The sequence below is a fragment of the Streptomyces sp. NPDC001536 genome (assembly GCF_042894505.1).
In the GTDB taxonomy this organism is placed as follows: Bacteria; Actinomycetota; Actinomycetes; order Streptomycetales; family Streptomycetaceae; genus Streptomyces.
Genome location: NZ_JBIAVQ010000009.1, coordinates 240,387 through 255,170, shown reverse-complemented (window position 1 = coordinate 255,170; position 14,784 = coordinate 240,387). Strand labels below are relative to the sequence as shown.

Annotated in this window: 10 protein-coding genes; 6 read left to right on the top strand and 4 right to left on the bottom strand. The window is 73.2% G+C overall.

The annotated features are described in order from the left end of the window. Positions 1 to 9: 9 nt before the first annotated feature. The 5 genes from ACFY0U_RS25155 (at position 10) to ACFY0U_RS25135 (ending at position 7,204) form a co-directional block, all read left to right on the top strand. A complete protein-coding gene (locus ACFY0U_RS25155; RefSeq protein ID WP_388639346.1) occupies positions 10 to 1,647 on the top strand; it encodes an amino acid adenylation domain-containing protein in 1,638 nt (545 codons plus the stop codon). Then, positions 1,640 to 1,888, top strand: coding sequence for an acyl carrier protein (locus ACFY0U_RS25150; RefSeq protein ID WP_388639344.1), 249 nt, complete (start codon positions 1,640 to 1,642; stop codon positions 1,886 to 1,888). The genes ACFY0U_RS25155 and ACFY0U_RS25150 overlap by 8 nt, the downstream gene beginning before the upstream one ends. Then, on the top strand, positions 1,872 to 3,125 hold the full coding sequence (locus tag ACFY0U_RS25145; protein WP_388639342.1) for an MFS transporter: 1,254 nt from the start codon (positions 1,872 to 1,874) through the stop codon (positions 3,123 to 3,125). Before ACFY0U_RS25150 ends, ACFY0U_RS25145 begins: the two co-directional genes overlap by 17 nt. 330 nt (positions 3,126 to 3,455) lie before the next feature. Continuing rightward, positions 3,456 to 6,281: a condensation domain-containing protein gene (locus ACFY0U_RS25140; RefSeq protein ID WP_388639340.1), complete on the top strand. Its 2,826-nt coding sequence runs from the start codon at positions 3,456 to 3,458 to the stop codon at positions 6,279 to 6,281. Continuing rightward, the gene (locus ACFY0U_RS25135) at positions 6,278 to 7,204 is read left to right on the top strand and encodes a diiron oxygenase (RefSeq protein ID WP_388639338.1); all 927 of its coding nucleotides are present in this window, start codon (positions 6,278 to 6,280) and stop codon (positions 7,202 to 7,204) included. Before ACFY0U_RS25140 ends, ACFY0U_RS25135 begins: the two co-directional genes overlap by 4 nt. Before the next feature lie 79 nt (positions 7,205 to 7,283). On the opposite strand, the gene ACFY0U_RS25130 is transcribed toward ACFY0U_RS25135, so the two are convergent. The 3 genes from ACFY0U_RS25130 to asnB are packed head-to-tail and all read right to left on the bottom strand — an operon-like array spanning position 7,284 to position 12,809. Further along, on the bottom strand, positions 7,284 to 9,329 hold the full coding sequence (locus tag ACFY0U_RS25130) for a condensation domain-containing protein (RefSeq protein WP_388639336.1): 2,046 nt from the start codon (positions 9,327 to 9,329) through the stop codon (positions 7,284 to 7,286). Positions 9,330 to 9,384: 55 nt separating this feature from the next. After that, positions 9,385 to 10,971, bottom strand: a complete 1,587-nt coding sequence (locus ACFY0U_RS25125; RefSeq protein WP_388639334.1) for an AMP-binding protein — start codon at positions 10,969 to 10,971, stop codon at positions 9,385 to 9,387. Then, complete coding sequence (asnB, locus tag ACFY0U_RS25120; RefSeq protein WP_388639332.1) at positions 10,971 to 12,809, bottom strand: asparagine synthase (glutamine-hydrolyzing); 1,839 nt, start codon at positions 12,807 to 12,809, stop codon at positions 10,971 to 10,973. Before asnB ends, ACFY0U_RS25125 begins: the two co-directional genes overlap by 1 nt. A 157-nt stretch (positions 12,810 to 12,966) precedes the next feature. Here asnB and ACFY0U_RS25115 point away from each other — a divergent pair, with 157 nt between their 5' ends. After that, positions 12,967 to 13,674, top strand: a complete 708-nt coding sequence (locus tag ACFY0U_RS25115; RefSeq protein WP_388639331.1) for a uridine kinase — start codon at positions 12,967 to 12,969, stop codon at positions 13,672 to 13,674. A gap of 307 nt (positions 13,675 to 13,981) precedes the next feature. On the opposite strand, the gene ACFY0U_RS25110 is transcribed toward ACFY0U_RS25115, so the two are convergent. Next, positions 13,982 to 14,725 carry a SigE family RNA polymerase sigma factor gene (locus ACFY0U_RS25110; RefSeq protein ID WP_388639329.1) on the bottom strand — a complete coding sequence of 248 codons (744 nt, stop codon included), beginning with the start codon at positions 14,723 to 14,725 and terminating at the stop codon, positions 13,982 to 13,984. Positions 14,726 to 14,784 lie beyond the last annotated feature (59 nt).

Below are 14,784 nucleotides of genomic sequence, written 5' to 3'. Positions count from 1 at the left end.
GGAGCGGACATGACCACCCCGAACGACAGCATCCCCGAGGCCTTCCGCCGCCAGGCCGCCCGGACTCCGGAGGCGATCGCCGTCGCCGGGGCGGGTGCGGAGCTGACCTACGGTGAGCTGGACCGTCGCTCGGACGCGTGGGCGGCCGCGCTGGTCGCGCACGGGGTGCTGCCCGGGGACCGGGTGCTGGTGTGCCTGGAGCGGTCGGTGTCGCTGGTCGTCGGGCTGCTGGCGATCCTCAAGGCGTCGGCGGCGTACCTCCCGGTGGACCTCGGCGAGGCGCCCGCGCGGCTGGCGGGCATCGTCGCGGACGCGGAGGTACGGCTGGCGCTGTGCGACGCGGCGGGGGCCGGGGTGCTGGGGACACACGACGTGCCGGTGGTGCTCGTCGGACGGCCCGGCGGGACACCGGAGGCTGCCGCGAGCGGTGCCTCGACGTCGACGCCCGCCGAACGGGCCGTGTCACCCGTATCGCCGGCCGGACAGCCCGCCAAAACCACGGCACCCACGTCTTCGGGCGCGCCCCCGCCCGCCGGGCAGGCCGTCGCCGGCCCCGCCCCGCGAACCGGTCCCGAGGATGTCGCCTGCGTCATGTACACCTCCGGCTCCACCGGCCGTCCCAAGGGTGTGCTCGTGCCGCACCGGGCCGTGGTGAACCTTGTTCGCGAGCCCAACTACGTCAGCCTGGACGCCGACGACCGGCTGCTCCAGCTCGCCCCGGTCGCCTTCGACGCGGCGACCTTCGAGATCTGGGGTGCGTTGCTGAACGGCGCCCGGCTGGAGGTGGCGCCGGCCGGGCCGCTCGGGGCGGTCGGGCTGGGTGAACTCTTGCGGGAGCGGGGCATCACGGTGCTGTGGCTGACGGCGGCACTGTTCCACCGTCAGATCGACGTCGACGCGGGGTCGTTGGGCTCGCTGCGCGTGCTGCTGGCGGGCGGTGACGTGCTGTCCGTCGAGCACGTCCGGCGCCTCCGCGCGGCCGCCCCGGAGCTGCGGATCGTCAACGGCTACGGCCCGACCGAGGCGACCACCTTCTCGCTGTGCCACCGGATCGCACCGGACGAGGAGTTCCCCCGCTCGGTCCCCATCGGCGTCCCCGTCCAGGGCACCGAGGCCCAACTACGGGACGACTCAGGGGCGGTCGTGCCCGAGGGCGCCGAGGGCGAGCTGTGGATCGCGGGGGCCGGCGTGGGCCTCGGCTACTGGCGCCGCCCCGACCTGACCGCCGAACGGTTCGTCACCGACCCCGAAGGCCGCACCTGGTACCGCACCGGCGACCTGGCCCGCCGACGCCCCGGCGGCGTCCACGAGTTCCTCGGCCGGATCGACGGCCAGGTCAAACTGCTCGGCCATCGCGTGGAACCCGGCGAGATCGAGAACCTCCTCGCGGCGCACCCACCCATCCGCCAGGCCGCCGTGGGCGTCCGCACCAACCTCGTCGGCGATCCGAAACTCGTCGCCTGGGTCACCCTCACCGGCCCGCTGGACCGCCGCGCCCTGCGCGCCCGCCTCCGGCGCGAACTGCCCGAGTACATGGTGCCGACGCTCTTCGCGGCCGTCGACGCACTGCCCGTCACCGCCAACGGCAAGGTCGACCGGAACGCCCTGCCGACCCCCGACTGGCGACGTAAGGAGAACTATGTCTGAGGTGCGCGACCGGCTCGCGGACACCGTCACCGCGGTCTGGACCGAGGTGCTCGGCATCGACGGGATCGGGCCCGACGACGACTTCTTCGACCTGGGCGGCGACTCCCTGGTGGCCACGCGGCTCACCGCCGCGCTGGAACAGCGGCTGGGCCTCGCGATCGACGTACTGACGGTGTTCGACCACCCCACGATCGGGGAGCTCGTCACGGAACTGGAGAAGGCACATGGCGACCGGCTCTGACACCGCCGCGAACAAACGGAACGTACGGCTGTGGCTGGCCGGGACCTCCGTCTCGCTGTTCGGCGATGCCGCGCTGTGGATCGCGCTCGGCATCTGGATGAAGGATCTGACGGATTCCAACGGCGCGGCCGGACTGGCCTTCGCCGCCTATGTGCTGCCCCGCCTCGGCGCCCCGTTCCTCGGTCTGGTCGTGGACCGCTACCGGCGCCGCCCGCTGATCGCGCTGATCAACTTCGCGCTGGCCGGCTGGGTGTGCCTGGCCTTCCTGGTCCACGACAAGGACCAGGCGTGGCTGCTGTACCTGGTGCTGTTCGGCATCGGCCTGGGCGTCGGCATGCACAACGCGGCGGGCAGCGCGCTGCTCACCCGGCTGGTGCCGGCCGAGGAACTGGGCCCCACCAACGCGCTGATGCGCACGCTCCAGGAGGGCGGCATGCTCGTCGCGCCCGCCGTCGGCGCGGCCCTGTACACCTGGGTCGGACCGCGTGCCGTGGCCGGCCTCGAAGTGGTGACGTTCCTGGCGTGCGCGCTGTGCGTGCTGGCGGTCAAGGTCGACGAGCCCGAGCCGAAGCGGCCGGACGGCAAGCTCGTCCCGGAACTCCTGGCCGGCATACGGCACTTGGGGCGCACTCCGCAGCTGCGCGCGGTCTCCGTGGCCATGGGGCTCGGCCTGCTGGGCTTCGGCTTCATCGAGACGCTGATCTACGCCGTCGCCGACGAGGGTCTGCATCGCAGCGCGTCGTTCGTCGGGGTGCTCACCGTCGTCAAGGGCGTCGGCTCGGTGCTGGGCGGTCTCGCCGGGGTGCGGGTGCTCAAGCGGATGGGGCCGGGCCGGGAGGCGATGCTGACGGTGTTCGGGCTCGGCACGATGGGCCTGGGCTGCGCCCTGCTCGTCCTGCCCGGCGTGGCGCTCGCGCTGACGGGTGTCTTCGTGATCGGCCTGGGCATCCCCGGCGCGGTCGTCGGTCTGTACACCTCCGTGCAGCGCAACTCCCCCGACCGGCTCCAGGGCCGGGTCGCCTCGGCGGCGAGCATGCTCGCGACCGCGCCCCAGGTGCTGGCCGTGTTCACCAGCGCCGCGCTGGTGGCGAGCGTCGACTTCCGGGTACTGCTGGGCGTGATGACCGTCCTGGTCCTGGGCGGCTCCGGCTACCTCGCCCTGCGCATGCGCACCTTCCCCGCCGTGGCACCGCCCACCACCACGCAGCCGCACTCCGCACCCGCCGCCGCGGAGTGACGTACCGCCGCGCCAGGCCCTGTCCGGTGGACGCCAGGGTCTGTCCGGCGGATCGGCACCGCCACGGTGCACGGGCCGCCCCGGCGGCCGGCCCGAGCGAAGCCGAATGACGACGACGCACCAGACCGCCTCCCCCGCGCCCCCCGGGCGACGCACCAGACCGCCTCCCCCGCGCCCCCCGGGCGACGCACCAGACCGCGCACCCCGCGCCCCCCGGGCGACGCACCAGACCGCGCACCCCGCGCCCCCCGGGCGACGCACCGGACCGCGACGCCCGCGTGCCCCGGCCGGCCCCAGGAGTCGGCCCCGCATCTTCCGAAGGAGAACCCCATGACCGGCGCCCCCGTGGTGCTGCCTCTGACACCCCAGCAGCGCGGCGTGTACTTCCTGCACTGTCTGGCCCCGGACAGCGCGGTGTACAACGTGCCGATCGTGCTGCGGGTGCGCGGCGGTCTGGACCGTGAGCGGCTCCAGCGGGCGGTGGACGTCCTGGTGACCCGGCATCAGGCGCTGCGGCTGACGGTGCGGGAGAGCGACGGGCAGGTGCTCCAGCTGATCCACCCCGCGGGCGCGGCGCCCCGGGTCGAGGTGAACTGGACCCCGCTGCCGGGCGCGGACCTGACCCGGGCGGCCGCGGAGGTCGTCCGGTACGCGGGCCGGCCCTTCGACGTGGTGCGCGGCCCCCTGATGCGGGTGGACGTGGCGGAGCTCACCGGCGAGGAGCACGCGGTGTCGCTGTGCTTCCACCACCTGATCATCGACGAGATCGCGGCGACCGCGCTGGCCGGCGAACTGCACCGGCTCTACGAGGATCCCGCCGCCCTGCCCGCGGCGGGCCCCGAGCACCAGTACGCCGAGTTCTGCGCCGGACTGCTGGCCGAGCCCGATCCGTTGGGCCTCGACTGGTGGCGGGAGCGGCTGGCCGGGATGCCGGTGCTGCCGCTGCCCGAGGAGCATGTCCCCGAGGACCACGGTCTGTTCACCGGCGACCGGGTCGACTTCACCGTGCCCGAGGACGTCTCGGCGCGCGTCGCCGAAGTGAGCCGTGCCCACCGGGTCTCGGAGTTCATGGTGTTCCACGCCGCGCTGCTGGTGCTGCTGCACCGGTGGACCGGCGCCGAGGACATCGCCGTGGGGACGCCGATGAGCGGCCGGGTCGACGAGCGGTTCGCGAAGACCGTGGGCTTCTTCCAGAACACGGTCGTGCTGCGCGGCACGGTCGACCCCGGGCAGAGCTTCGCGGCGCTGCTCAAGGCGTCCCGGCGGACCGTGCTGGAGGGTCTGCAACGCCAGCACGTTCCCTTCGAGACGGTCGTGGACGCGGTGCGGCCGTCCCGGGAGTCCACCCGCAACCCGCTGTTCCAGGTGGCGCTGGTCTTCAACCGGCGCAAGGTCGAGCAGGACTGGAGCCTGCCGGATCTGACGGTGGAGCCGCTGCCGTTCCCGTGGCCGACCTCGCACTTCGATCTGGCGCTGACCCTGCTGCACGAGTACGGGGTGCTCAAGGGCGACTTCGCCTACAGCGCGCAGCGGTTCTCCCGGGCCACGGCCGAGCGGCTGACCGCGGTGTTCCTGCGGCTGCTGGACGGCCTGCTGGCGGATCCGGAGGCGCCGGTCGGGGACGTCGAGCTGATGGATGTCCAAGAGCGGTCGCGCATGAGGGAGTTGAGTTCCACGACCGGCCGCCATGTGCTGGACGGTCGGGGCCGGATGCTGCCGCTCGGGTTCCAGGGCGCCGTACACACCGAGGAGGCCGGGCGGCTCGTGCCGACCGGGGAGCGCGGCCGGTTCGCCCCGGACGGACGGTTCGAACTGTGGCGCGACCCCGTCGAGGCGGCCCTGGAGGCTCATCCGGGTGTGCTGGCCGCCGCCGTGGTGCGGCTGCCCGGCACCGAGGACGGGAGCGGCGAGCAGCTGATCGCCTGTGCCGTGCCGCGTCCCGGCGCCGAACCGCCCACGCCGCGCGAGCTGTCGGCCCATCTCCAGACCCGGGTGCCGGCGCACCTGCTGCCGCAGCGGGTCGTCGTACGGGACGAGATCCCCACCGGGGCGGACGGCCGCCCGGACCCGGCCGCGCTGGCCGCCGTACCCGAACCGGCCGAGGGGACGCCGGAGGAGACCGCGGACGACGCTCCGCGCGATGCCGTCGAGCGGCGGCTGGTGGAGCTGTTCGAGGAGCTCCTCGGCGTGCCGGGGCTCGGCCGTTACGACAACTTCTTCGACTACGGCGGCCAGTCGCTGCTGGCGGTCCGGCTGGTCGCACGGGTCGCCGAGGAGCTGAGCCGCCCGCTCGGCGTCGGCGTCTTCATGAACAACCCGACCGTGGCCGCCCTGGCCCGGGCCCTCGCCGAGGACACCACCGCGGGCCCCGCCGGCCTGGTGCGGCTGCGCACGCCCGTGGCCGAGCCCTCGGACGTGGCGGTTGCCCTGATCCACCCGGTCGGCGGCACCCTCATGTGCTACGCGCCCCTGGTCGGCCTCCTGCCCGGGGACACCGAGGTGGTCGGCCTGGAGCGGGTCGCGGACGCCCACCCCGACGACACCACCTACCGGGACCTCGTCGACCGGTACGCCACCACCCTGGCCGAGGCCCTGCCCGGCCGCCGGATCGCCCTGCTGGGCTGGTCGCTCGGCGGCGTCCTGGCCCACTCGGTCGCCGACCGGCTCACCGAACTCGGCCACGACGTCGCCCTCGTGGCCCTTCTGGACTCCCTGGCCCAGCGCACCGCCGAGGACGCCGAGCGGATGTCCGCCACCTCCGCGGAGCTGTCCGCACTCGCCGGTTCGGTCCGCCGGGACGGCACCGCTGTCCTCGGGACCACCCCGGAACAACGCCTGCTCATGCGGCGCTTCGGCGTCGACCTGGACCTCCTGCGCGACACACCCGCCGAGCAGGCCGCCCGCATGCTGGAGGACTGGGCCCGGCTGCTCGGTCTGGTGGCCGAGTGCGCCCCGGCGAAGATCACCGCGCCCCTCCAGCTGTTCCTGTGCGCGGACAACCCGGCCGGCTACCCGCAGGCGCTGGCCGCGAGCTGGGAGGGCCTCGGCGGGGCGCTGGAGCTGTGCCGGGTGCCCGGGACACACATCGACGTGCTCGCGTCCCCCGCGGTGGAGCGGGTCGCGGCGGCGTTCACCGAGCGGGCAGGACGGTCATGACGGAGCCCCGGGTCGCCGCCGACTGGTACGAGAGCGCCGGGGTGCGCGGCGGCCCGCGCCGGATGCTCCAGGAGGATCGCGAGGCCGGACTGAAGGTGTTCCCCGAGCACCTGGTCCCGCATCTGCGCCACGAGGGCCTCGCCGGCCTCGGCGCGGACACCCGGCAGACGCTGCTGACCCAGCACTTCTACCAGTACATGCTCTTCACCTCGCACCTGGAGACCAAGGTGGTCAACCGGGGAGCGGCGATGGTGGCGCACGGCGAGACCGACGTCGACCTCGGGCCGGACGCCCGGCTGGACGCGTTCAAGATCTACAGCGACGAGGCCTACCACGCCCTGTTCAGCCTGGACGTGGTGCAACAGGTGGAGAAGACCACGGCGGTGCCGGTCCTGCCGTACGACTTCGCGCCGCGCATGGCGCGGCTGGACCGTACCGGACACGAATTCCTGCCGGACCACGGCTCGTTGGCGCACATCCTCCAGGTCGTCGCCTTCGAGACCGTGGTGACCCGGATGCTGGCGCGGATCCCCCGGGACGAGACGGTGTTCCGGGTGGTGCGTGAGGTCGTGGGCGACCACGTCCGCGACGAGGTGCACCACCACGCCTACTTCACCCGCTACTTCAAGGAACTGTGGGCGAGCCTGTCCCCGGCGATGCGCGTCAAGGTGGCGTGCGCCATGCCGCACTTCGTCGACGACTGTCTGCGCCCCGACCTCGATCCGGTGCGCTCGGCCCTGCTCACGGCCGGCGTGCGCGCCGACCGTGCCGAGGAGGTGCTGCGCGACTGCTACCGCGAGGAGTTCCTGACGGCCGGTGTACGGGACGCGGGCCGGCACACGCTGGGGCTGTGCGAGTCGGTGGGCGCGTTCGACATACCCGAGGCCCGCGAGCAGCTGCATCTGCTGGGGCTGACGGACTGACGGGGTCCGGGCGGCGGCGCGGGCCGCCCGGGCCTCATTTCGACTTCTACGTCATGGGCGATACGTCATGGGCGACACGTCACTTCTCCAGTACCGCCGCGAGCGCGACGCCGTCGATCCGCCCGGACGCCAGCCGGGGCAGCCGGTCGAGGACGTGGACGGTGGGCGGGGGCCAGCCCGCGGGCCAGACGCGGCGCACGGCACGGCGCCACGCACGGGGGTCGCCGTCCGTCCCCGGGGCCGGGACCACGGCGGCCCGGACCCGGAGCGCCCCGCCGTCGCCGGTCACGACCGCCGCCTCCTGGACTCCGGGCAGCGCGGCGAGCGCCGTCTCGGCCTCGGCACGGTCCAGGGTGCGCCCGACCCACTGCCGCACCTGGTCCGCGGTGCCCAGCAGCCGGACCCGGCCGTCCGCGTCGATCCAGGCACGGAACCCGCCGGGACGCGGGTCGTCGCCGACGCCGAGCAGCCCGACGATCCCCCGCGGCAGGGTGCGCCCCTCGGGGTCGGTCACCCGTAGCGGGCGGCCGGGCGCCGGGGCGGTGAGCCAGATGCCGTACGGGTCCCGCGCCCGCCAGTCGCACACGCCGAGCCGCCCGAGGGCCGGGTCCACGACGTCCAGCAGGACACGGCCGCCCGCGCGCTGGTACGCGGCGACGGCGGGCGTGGGCAGGAACTGCTCGACGGGGCAGTGGACGACCGGGGTGGCCGCCGGGCCGGTCGCCGCGGCGGCGGCGAGTGCGGGGAACGACCCGCGCGCGGCGGCCGGCTGGGTGTCGGTGTCCGGTACGGGGTGCTCGGGGGGACGTACGTAGGGCTCGGCGAAGGTGTGCAGCGGGGCGTCGGGGCGGTCGGTGAGGGCGCCGAGCAGACGGGTGAAGTCGGCCGTGAGCCGCCGCGCGCCGGCCTGGTCGAGGGCGGCCGGGGTGAAGTCGAGCCGTCCGTAGGCGGCGTCGCCCTCGCGGCGCAGTTGCAGGATGAGGTCGAAGGACCGCGTCGAGTTGGGCGCGAAGAAGTCCCAGTCGAACTCCAGCCCCGCCACCTCGCCCAGATCCCGCGCGACCGACGGGTAGGACACGCCGATCCGGTCGAAGGCACCCTGGCTGACGTCCACGCCGTGGCGGCGGCGCAGTTCGCGCAGGACCCAGCTGAACGGGACCCGGCGATGGCGGTGGACGAGGCCGAGCGCCTCCCCGGCGGCCGTGAGCAGCTCCCGGAACGTCGTCTCGGGCGTCACCTCCATCAGACACGGCACCACATTGACCTGGAGGCCGATGTGGTCCCGGGTCTCGGGCACGCTGGTGTCCACCGGGATGCCCAGGACGAAACGGCGGTTGCCGTATCCGTGCAGGACCGCGGCGGCGCAGGCCACCAGACCGGTGAAGAAGCTGACGCCCCGCCGCCGGGTGAGCTCGCGCAGCCGGGCGCAGTGCGCGGCGGCCAGGTCGAAACGGGGCGTGGGCCGTACCGTGCCGTCCGGCTCGGCGTCGGCGGAGCGGGGCAGGACCAGACCGGGCAGATCGAGCAGACCGGCGGTCAGCCAGTATCCGACGACGTCGTCGAGCTCCTCGTCGATCGCCGGGTGCTCGGGCAGGGCCTGGTCCTCCCGCGGGGGCCGGGGGCCGGTGGCGAGGGCGCGCAGGAACTCGCGGGCGAAGACGAACTTGGAGCGCCCGTCGAAGGCGATGTGGTGAACGCCGACGACCAGGGTGTGCCGGTCGGGTCCGTGCGTGAGCAGGGAGAAGGTGATCGGCGAACGGGTGGTCAGGTCCCAGGGCCCGATCCGGTGCGCCCGGTACCAGTCGCGGGCCGCGGAGAGCTCCTGCCCCGCTGCGGCGGCAAGCTCCAACTCCTCGAACTGGAGCACGTCCGGCGCCGGACGGATCGCCATCCGTGCCTCGCTCCCCTCGGTGACCAGCCCCCTGAGCTGCGGGTGATCCTCACACACGCCCAGGCACGCCCCCCGCACCCGTTCCGCGCTCACCGCACCTGTGATGAGCACCGACAGAAACCCCCCGTTGATCGACCCCGGGTGCAACTGCTGCTCCAGCCACATCGCCTCCTGAGCGGGAGACAACCGCACGAGCACGGGCCCGGCGCCGGACGCCTGAAGCTCCGCCGCCATCCCGGACACCCGGGCCGGGGCCCCACCCACCGCCCCCGTCACCTCCCCCACCGCCTCACCCACGCGATCCCCCCGCCCCCACCGCATCCGGCAGTTCCCGGCGGGCGAGCTTGCCGTTGGCTGTCAGGGGGAGTTCCGGGACGAGGGTGAAGCGGGCCGGGATCATGTAGTCGGGGAGGGCGGCCGCGCAGGCCGTGCGCAGGGCACCGACGTCGGGGGTCCGGTCCTCGCCGGCCGGGACGACGTAGGCCTGGAGGGCGGTAGTGCGGTCCGTGCCGAGGCCGACGACGGCAACGCGGCGTACCCCGGGGACCCGGCTCAGGACCGCCTCGACCTCGCCCGGCTCCACGCGGTAGCCCCGGACCTTGAGCTGGTCGTCGATGCGGCCGACGAAGTGCAGCAGACCGTCCTCCAGGCGCACCAGATCGCCGGTGAGGTAGCCGCGCAGGGTGCCGCCGTCGACGTACGGCAGCTGCGGGAACCGTTCCGCGGTCAGCCGCTCGTCTCCGAGGTACCCCGTGGCCAGGCAGCGGCCGGTGACGACGAGTTCGGCCTCCTCGCCCTCCGCGAAGGGTCCGAGGACGCCGTCCCGCAGCCGCAGCAGCCCGGCGCCGGCCACGGGGCCGCCGAGCGGGGGATGCGCGGGCCAGCCGGCCGGGTCCGGCGGCAGCCGGTACTCGGTGACGACATGCGTCTCGCTGGGCCCGTACTGGTTGACCAGGGTCGCGTCCAGGCCCGCGAACAGCGCGCGCACCTCGTCGTTGACGACCAGCCGCTCGCCCGCGACGACGACCTCCCGCAGCGCGGGCAGCCGAAGCCCGGTCACCGGCACCGCGACGGCCAGCGCGTGCAGGGAGGCCACCGGCAGAAAGGCACGGGCGATGCCGTACCGCTCCAGCACGGCGGCGAGCAGGAACGGGTCCCGCCGCGTCACGTCGTCGACCACGACCAGCGGCGCACCCGCGCCCCAGGCCGCCACCAACTCCTGGAACCCGACGTCGAACCCGACCGACGCGGCATGCAACGTGCGCGGCGCCTCGTGCCGATCCCAGCCGTCGAGATGCCAGCCCGCCAGCCCTTCGAGCACCACCGGCGGAACCGCCACACACTTGGGCGTCCCCGTGGAACCGGAGGTGGCCACGACGTAGGCGACAGGCCCACTCCGATCGACCACCGCCCCCACGCCCGCGCCCGAACGAGTCCGGCCAAGCCCCGCGCCGGCCACCGCACCTGGACCAGCCCCCTCGGCCACCCCGTCCACGGTCACACTTACCGTCTCGACCCCGACCGTCATCACCTCCGGACCGCGGCCGACGGATGCGGTGCCGTCGGTCAGGGTCAGTCGGACGTCCGCCGCGTCGGTGATCCGGTGCAGGCGGTCGGCCGGCAGGCCCGGGTCCAGGGCGACCACCGCCGCGCCCGCCCGCCAGACGCCGAGCACGGCCACGCACCGCCACCAGCCGCGCCCCGCCAGCACCCCGACGGACGCGCCGGGCCTCACGCCGCGTTCGGCGAGTGCGGCCGCGATCTCGGCGGAGGCGGCGTCCAGTTGGGTGTAGGTGTACTCGGTGTCCTCGTGCACCACCGCCACCCGGTCCGCGTACGTCCCGCACGCGGCGACCAGCAGTTCGGTGAGCGGCATCAGAGTTCGACCCGTACGCCGGACTCGAGCCAGTGGTCCAGCTGCACGGCCGCCTCGATGCTCATCCGGGTCACCCCGGCCCGCAGCCCGTAGGTGGGGTCGGTCAGCACCGACTCGACGCGGGCGGGGTCGAGCAGGTCGTTGACCCGGGCCCCGGGCCGCCCGGTGATCTCCTTCAGCTGGGCGCGCAGCGCGGTGCGGTAGGCGGGGTCCTGGACGGTCGGGTACGGCGACTTCTTGCGCTGGAGCACCGCCTCGGGCAGCAGGTCGCGGACCGCGGCCCGCAGCAGGCTCTTCTCCCGTCCGTCGGCGACCTTCATCTCCCACGGCACGTTGTAGACGTACTCGGCGAGTTCGTGGTCGCAGAACGGCACCCGCCCCTCGATGGACGCGGCCATCCCGAGGCGGTCCTTGCGGTCGAGGATGACCCGCAGATAGCGGGTCATGTTGAGGTACGTGATCTCCCGCATCCGGCGTTCGTGCGCGGACTCCTCACCACTGAGCGGAACCTCGGCGAGCGCCTCCTCGTAGCGGGCCTGCGTGTACCCGGCGAAGTCGAGCTCGCGGTACAGCTCCCGGTCCAGGAGTCCGGACAGGAACTCCATCTGGTGCGAGGCGCCGAGCCAGGGGAAGGTCCTGGACTTCACGTAGAACGGGTCGTGGAACCACATGTAGCCGCCGAACAGCTCGTCCGAGCCGTCCCCGGTGAGGGTGACCGTGCAGAAGCGGCGGACCTCCTGGGAGAGCCGGTACAGCGACACGTACATGTCGAGTCCGGCGACGGGCCGCTCATGGGCCCGCACCACGGCCGCCTGTCCCTCGGGGTCGGCGAGGTGGTCCCGGTCGACCAGCAGCTCGCGGTGCTCGCTGCCCAGGTGGGCGGCCATCTTGGCGACGTAGGGCGCGTCCGGGGAGTCGTGCACCTCGTCGGGGCGGAAGTTCTCCAGGTGGTAGGCGAACTCCATGGAGAAGGTCTGCAAGCGGTCGCCGCCGCCGAGGGAACGGTTGACCAGGGCGCAGACCGCGCTGGAGTCCAGGCCGCCGGAGAGCATCGAGGAGATCGGCACGTCCGAGATCACCTGGCGCCGGACGATGTCCTCCAGCATCTCGCGCACGGTCCGTTCCGTGGTGGCGAGGTCGTCGGTGTGCTCGCGCGGGGTGAAGTTCCAGTAGCGGGCGCGGCGGACGCCGGCGCGCGAGTAGCGCACGACCTCGCCCGGGATCACCTCCCGGATGTGCTTGAACACCGACAGGCCGGGGGTGGGGGTGAAGGACAGTGCCTCCAGCAGTCCGGTCCGGTCCACGACCGGCTCGACCAGACCGGTGGCGAACAGCGCCTTGGGTTCGGAGCCGAAGGCGAGGCCGTCCGGGGTCTCGGCGTAGAACAGCGGGTAGATGCCGAACCGGTCGCGGATCAGGACGAGTTCCTCGGCCCGTACGTCCCACACGGCGAAGGCGAACATGCCGCGCAGCCGTTCGGCGCAGGCCGGTCCCCACTCCTGGTAGGCGCGCAGCACCACCTCGGTGTCGCTGCGGTCGCGGAACTCATGGCCGCGGCCGCGCAGTTCCTCGCGCAGTTCGGCGAAGTTGAAGACCTCGCCGGTGTAGTTGAGCACGACGGTCTCGCGGCCGGTCGCGTCGGTGGCGACGGCGGGCTGGTGGCCGCCCGACAGGTCGACCACGGCGAGCCTGCGGGGTACGAACAGGGCTCTCGCAGAGGACCACTCGCCGACTGCGTCCGGACCGCGCAGGGCGAGCGCGCCACGCATCGACTCGACCAGGTCGCGGCGGTGCGCGAGGTCCTGGGTGAAGGAGACAAGGCCGACTATGCCGCACATGGAAAGAGCGCTCCCAGCGTCGTGTGCAGGGTGACGAAGGCGAGGATCACGCGCGACGCACCCGTGCGTCACCCCAGTTGGCAGCTAGTTGCCAGGTCTGGTGCCGCGACTTCACACACGCATGGTGAGCGGTACGGCACCCAGGGTGGTCGCCCATGTGACGCGCGCTGCAAAGCCGGTCCGCGGGGTCGATGAACAGCGGGTGAATGCCGCACACTGGTGTCCCGTGAGTTCCCCTTCGTCCATACCGACGCGAGTCGTGCTGCTCTGCGGCCCCTCCGGCTCCGGCAAGTCCCTCCTCGCGGCCCGTTCCGGTCTTCCGGTCCTCAGGCTCGACGACTTCTACAAGGAGGGCGACGACCCGACTCTGCCGCTGGTGGCGGGGAGCTCCGACATCGACTGGGACCACCCCGAGTCGTGGGACGCGGACGTGGCCGTCGCGGCGATCGTCGAGCTGTGCGGCACGGGTCGTACGGACGTCCCGCAGTACGACATCTCGCTGAGCGCCCGCACCGGCGCGGAGACCGTCGACATCGGGCGGACCCCGCTGTTCATCGCGGAGGGCATCTTCGCCGCGGAGATCGTCACGCGCTGCCAGGAGCTCGGCGTGCTGGCCGACGCCCTGTGCCTGAGCCGCGGTCCCGTGCGGACGTTCCGGCGCCGCTTCCTGCGGGACCTCAAGGAGGGCCGCAAGTCGGTGCCGTTCCTGCTGCGCCGCGGCTGGCGGCTGATGCGCCAGGAGCGCACGATCATCTCCCGCCAGACCGCGCTGGGCGCCCACGCCTGCGACAAGGACGAGGCACTGGGCCGTCTCGCGTCGGCCGCGGCGGGCCGCCGTCCGGCGGCTTCGGCACCGGCGGGCTGAACGACTTCGGTGCCTTCGCCGTCGTAGGGCCATGAAGATCAGACGTGGAGCACTGTTGGTGACGACCGTGCTGCTGGCCCTGTCCGGCTGCACGCAGTCGAGCGGCTCGGCCCCCATGGCGGCCCGCTGAGCACACACCGAAGCGGGACTGGACGGACCCCCCGGCCCTCCAGTCCCGCTTTCTTTGGTGCTTCCCCCGTGGTGGTGCTTCCCCCGATTTTCCCCCCGGTGGTGCTTCCCCCGTGAAACCCCCCGGTACCGCTCCCCCGTGTTACCGCACCCCCGCGGTGGTGCTCCCCCCCGACCCTCAGGCGACAAGCTCCCCGAAGGCGTCCTCCTCGTCACGGCCGAAGCTGAGGACCTCGTCCTCGCGCAGCCGGCGGAGCGACCGCCAGATGCTGGACTTAACCGTGCCGACACTGATGTCGAGGATGTCCGCGATCTCCGGGTCGGTGCGGCCCTCGTAGTAGCGCAGGACCAGCATCGTGCGCTGGAGTTCGGGCAGCCGGGCCAGCGCCTGCCACAGGACCGCGCGCAGTTCGGTGCCGCGCATCGCGTCCGTGTCGCCGGGCGTCTCCGGCAGTTCCTCGGTCGGGTACTCGTTCAGCTTGCGGCGGCGCCACGCGCTGATGTGCAGGTTCGTCATGGTGCGGCGGAGGTATCCGCCGACCGCGGCCTTGTCACTGATCCGGTCCCAGGCCTTGTACGTCGAGAACAGCGCGCTCTGGAGCAGGTCCTCGGCCTCGAAGCGGTCACCGGTCAGGTGATAGGCGGTTGCGTACAGGGAGGCACGGCGCTCCTGGACGTAGGCGGTGAACTCCGCCTCCGACAGCGAACGACGCTCCCCCGAGCCCTCCCCGTACGCGCTTCCCCCGTGTGCTTCCCCCGTGAAACCGTCAACCACCGTCATGTACGCGGTGTGCTGACGCCCGGCGCCGCGAGCGCACCCCCGCCCGCTCACGGCCCCGGACTTCTCGGAACCCCGGCCCCCGTTCACGTCGTGCAGACGCGTGATCACTGCGCTGGTGCTGTTGCTGTGCAGCGTGTTCATCTCGCGCCCCCCGTCGTGGACTTCCGGTGTTCGGCTTGCTCAGGCGGTGGATCTCTGCG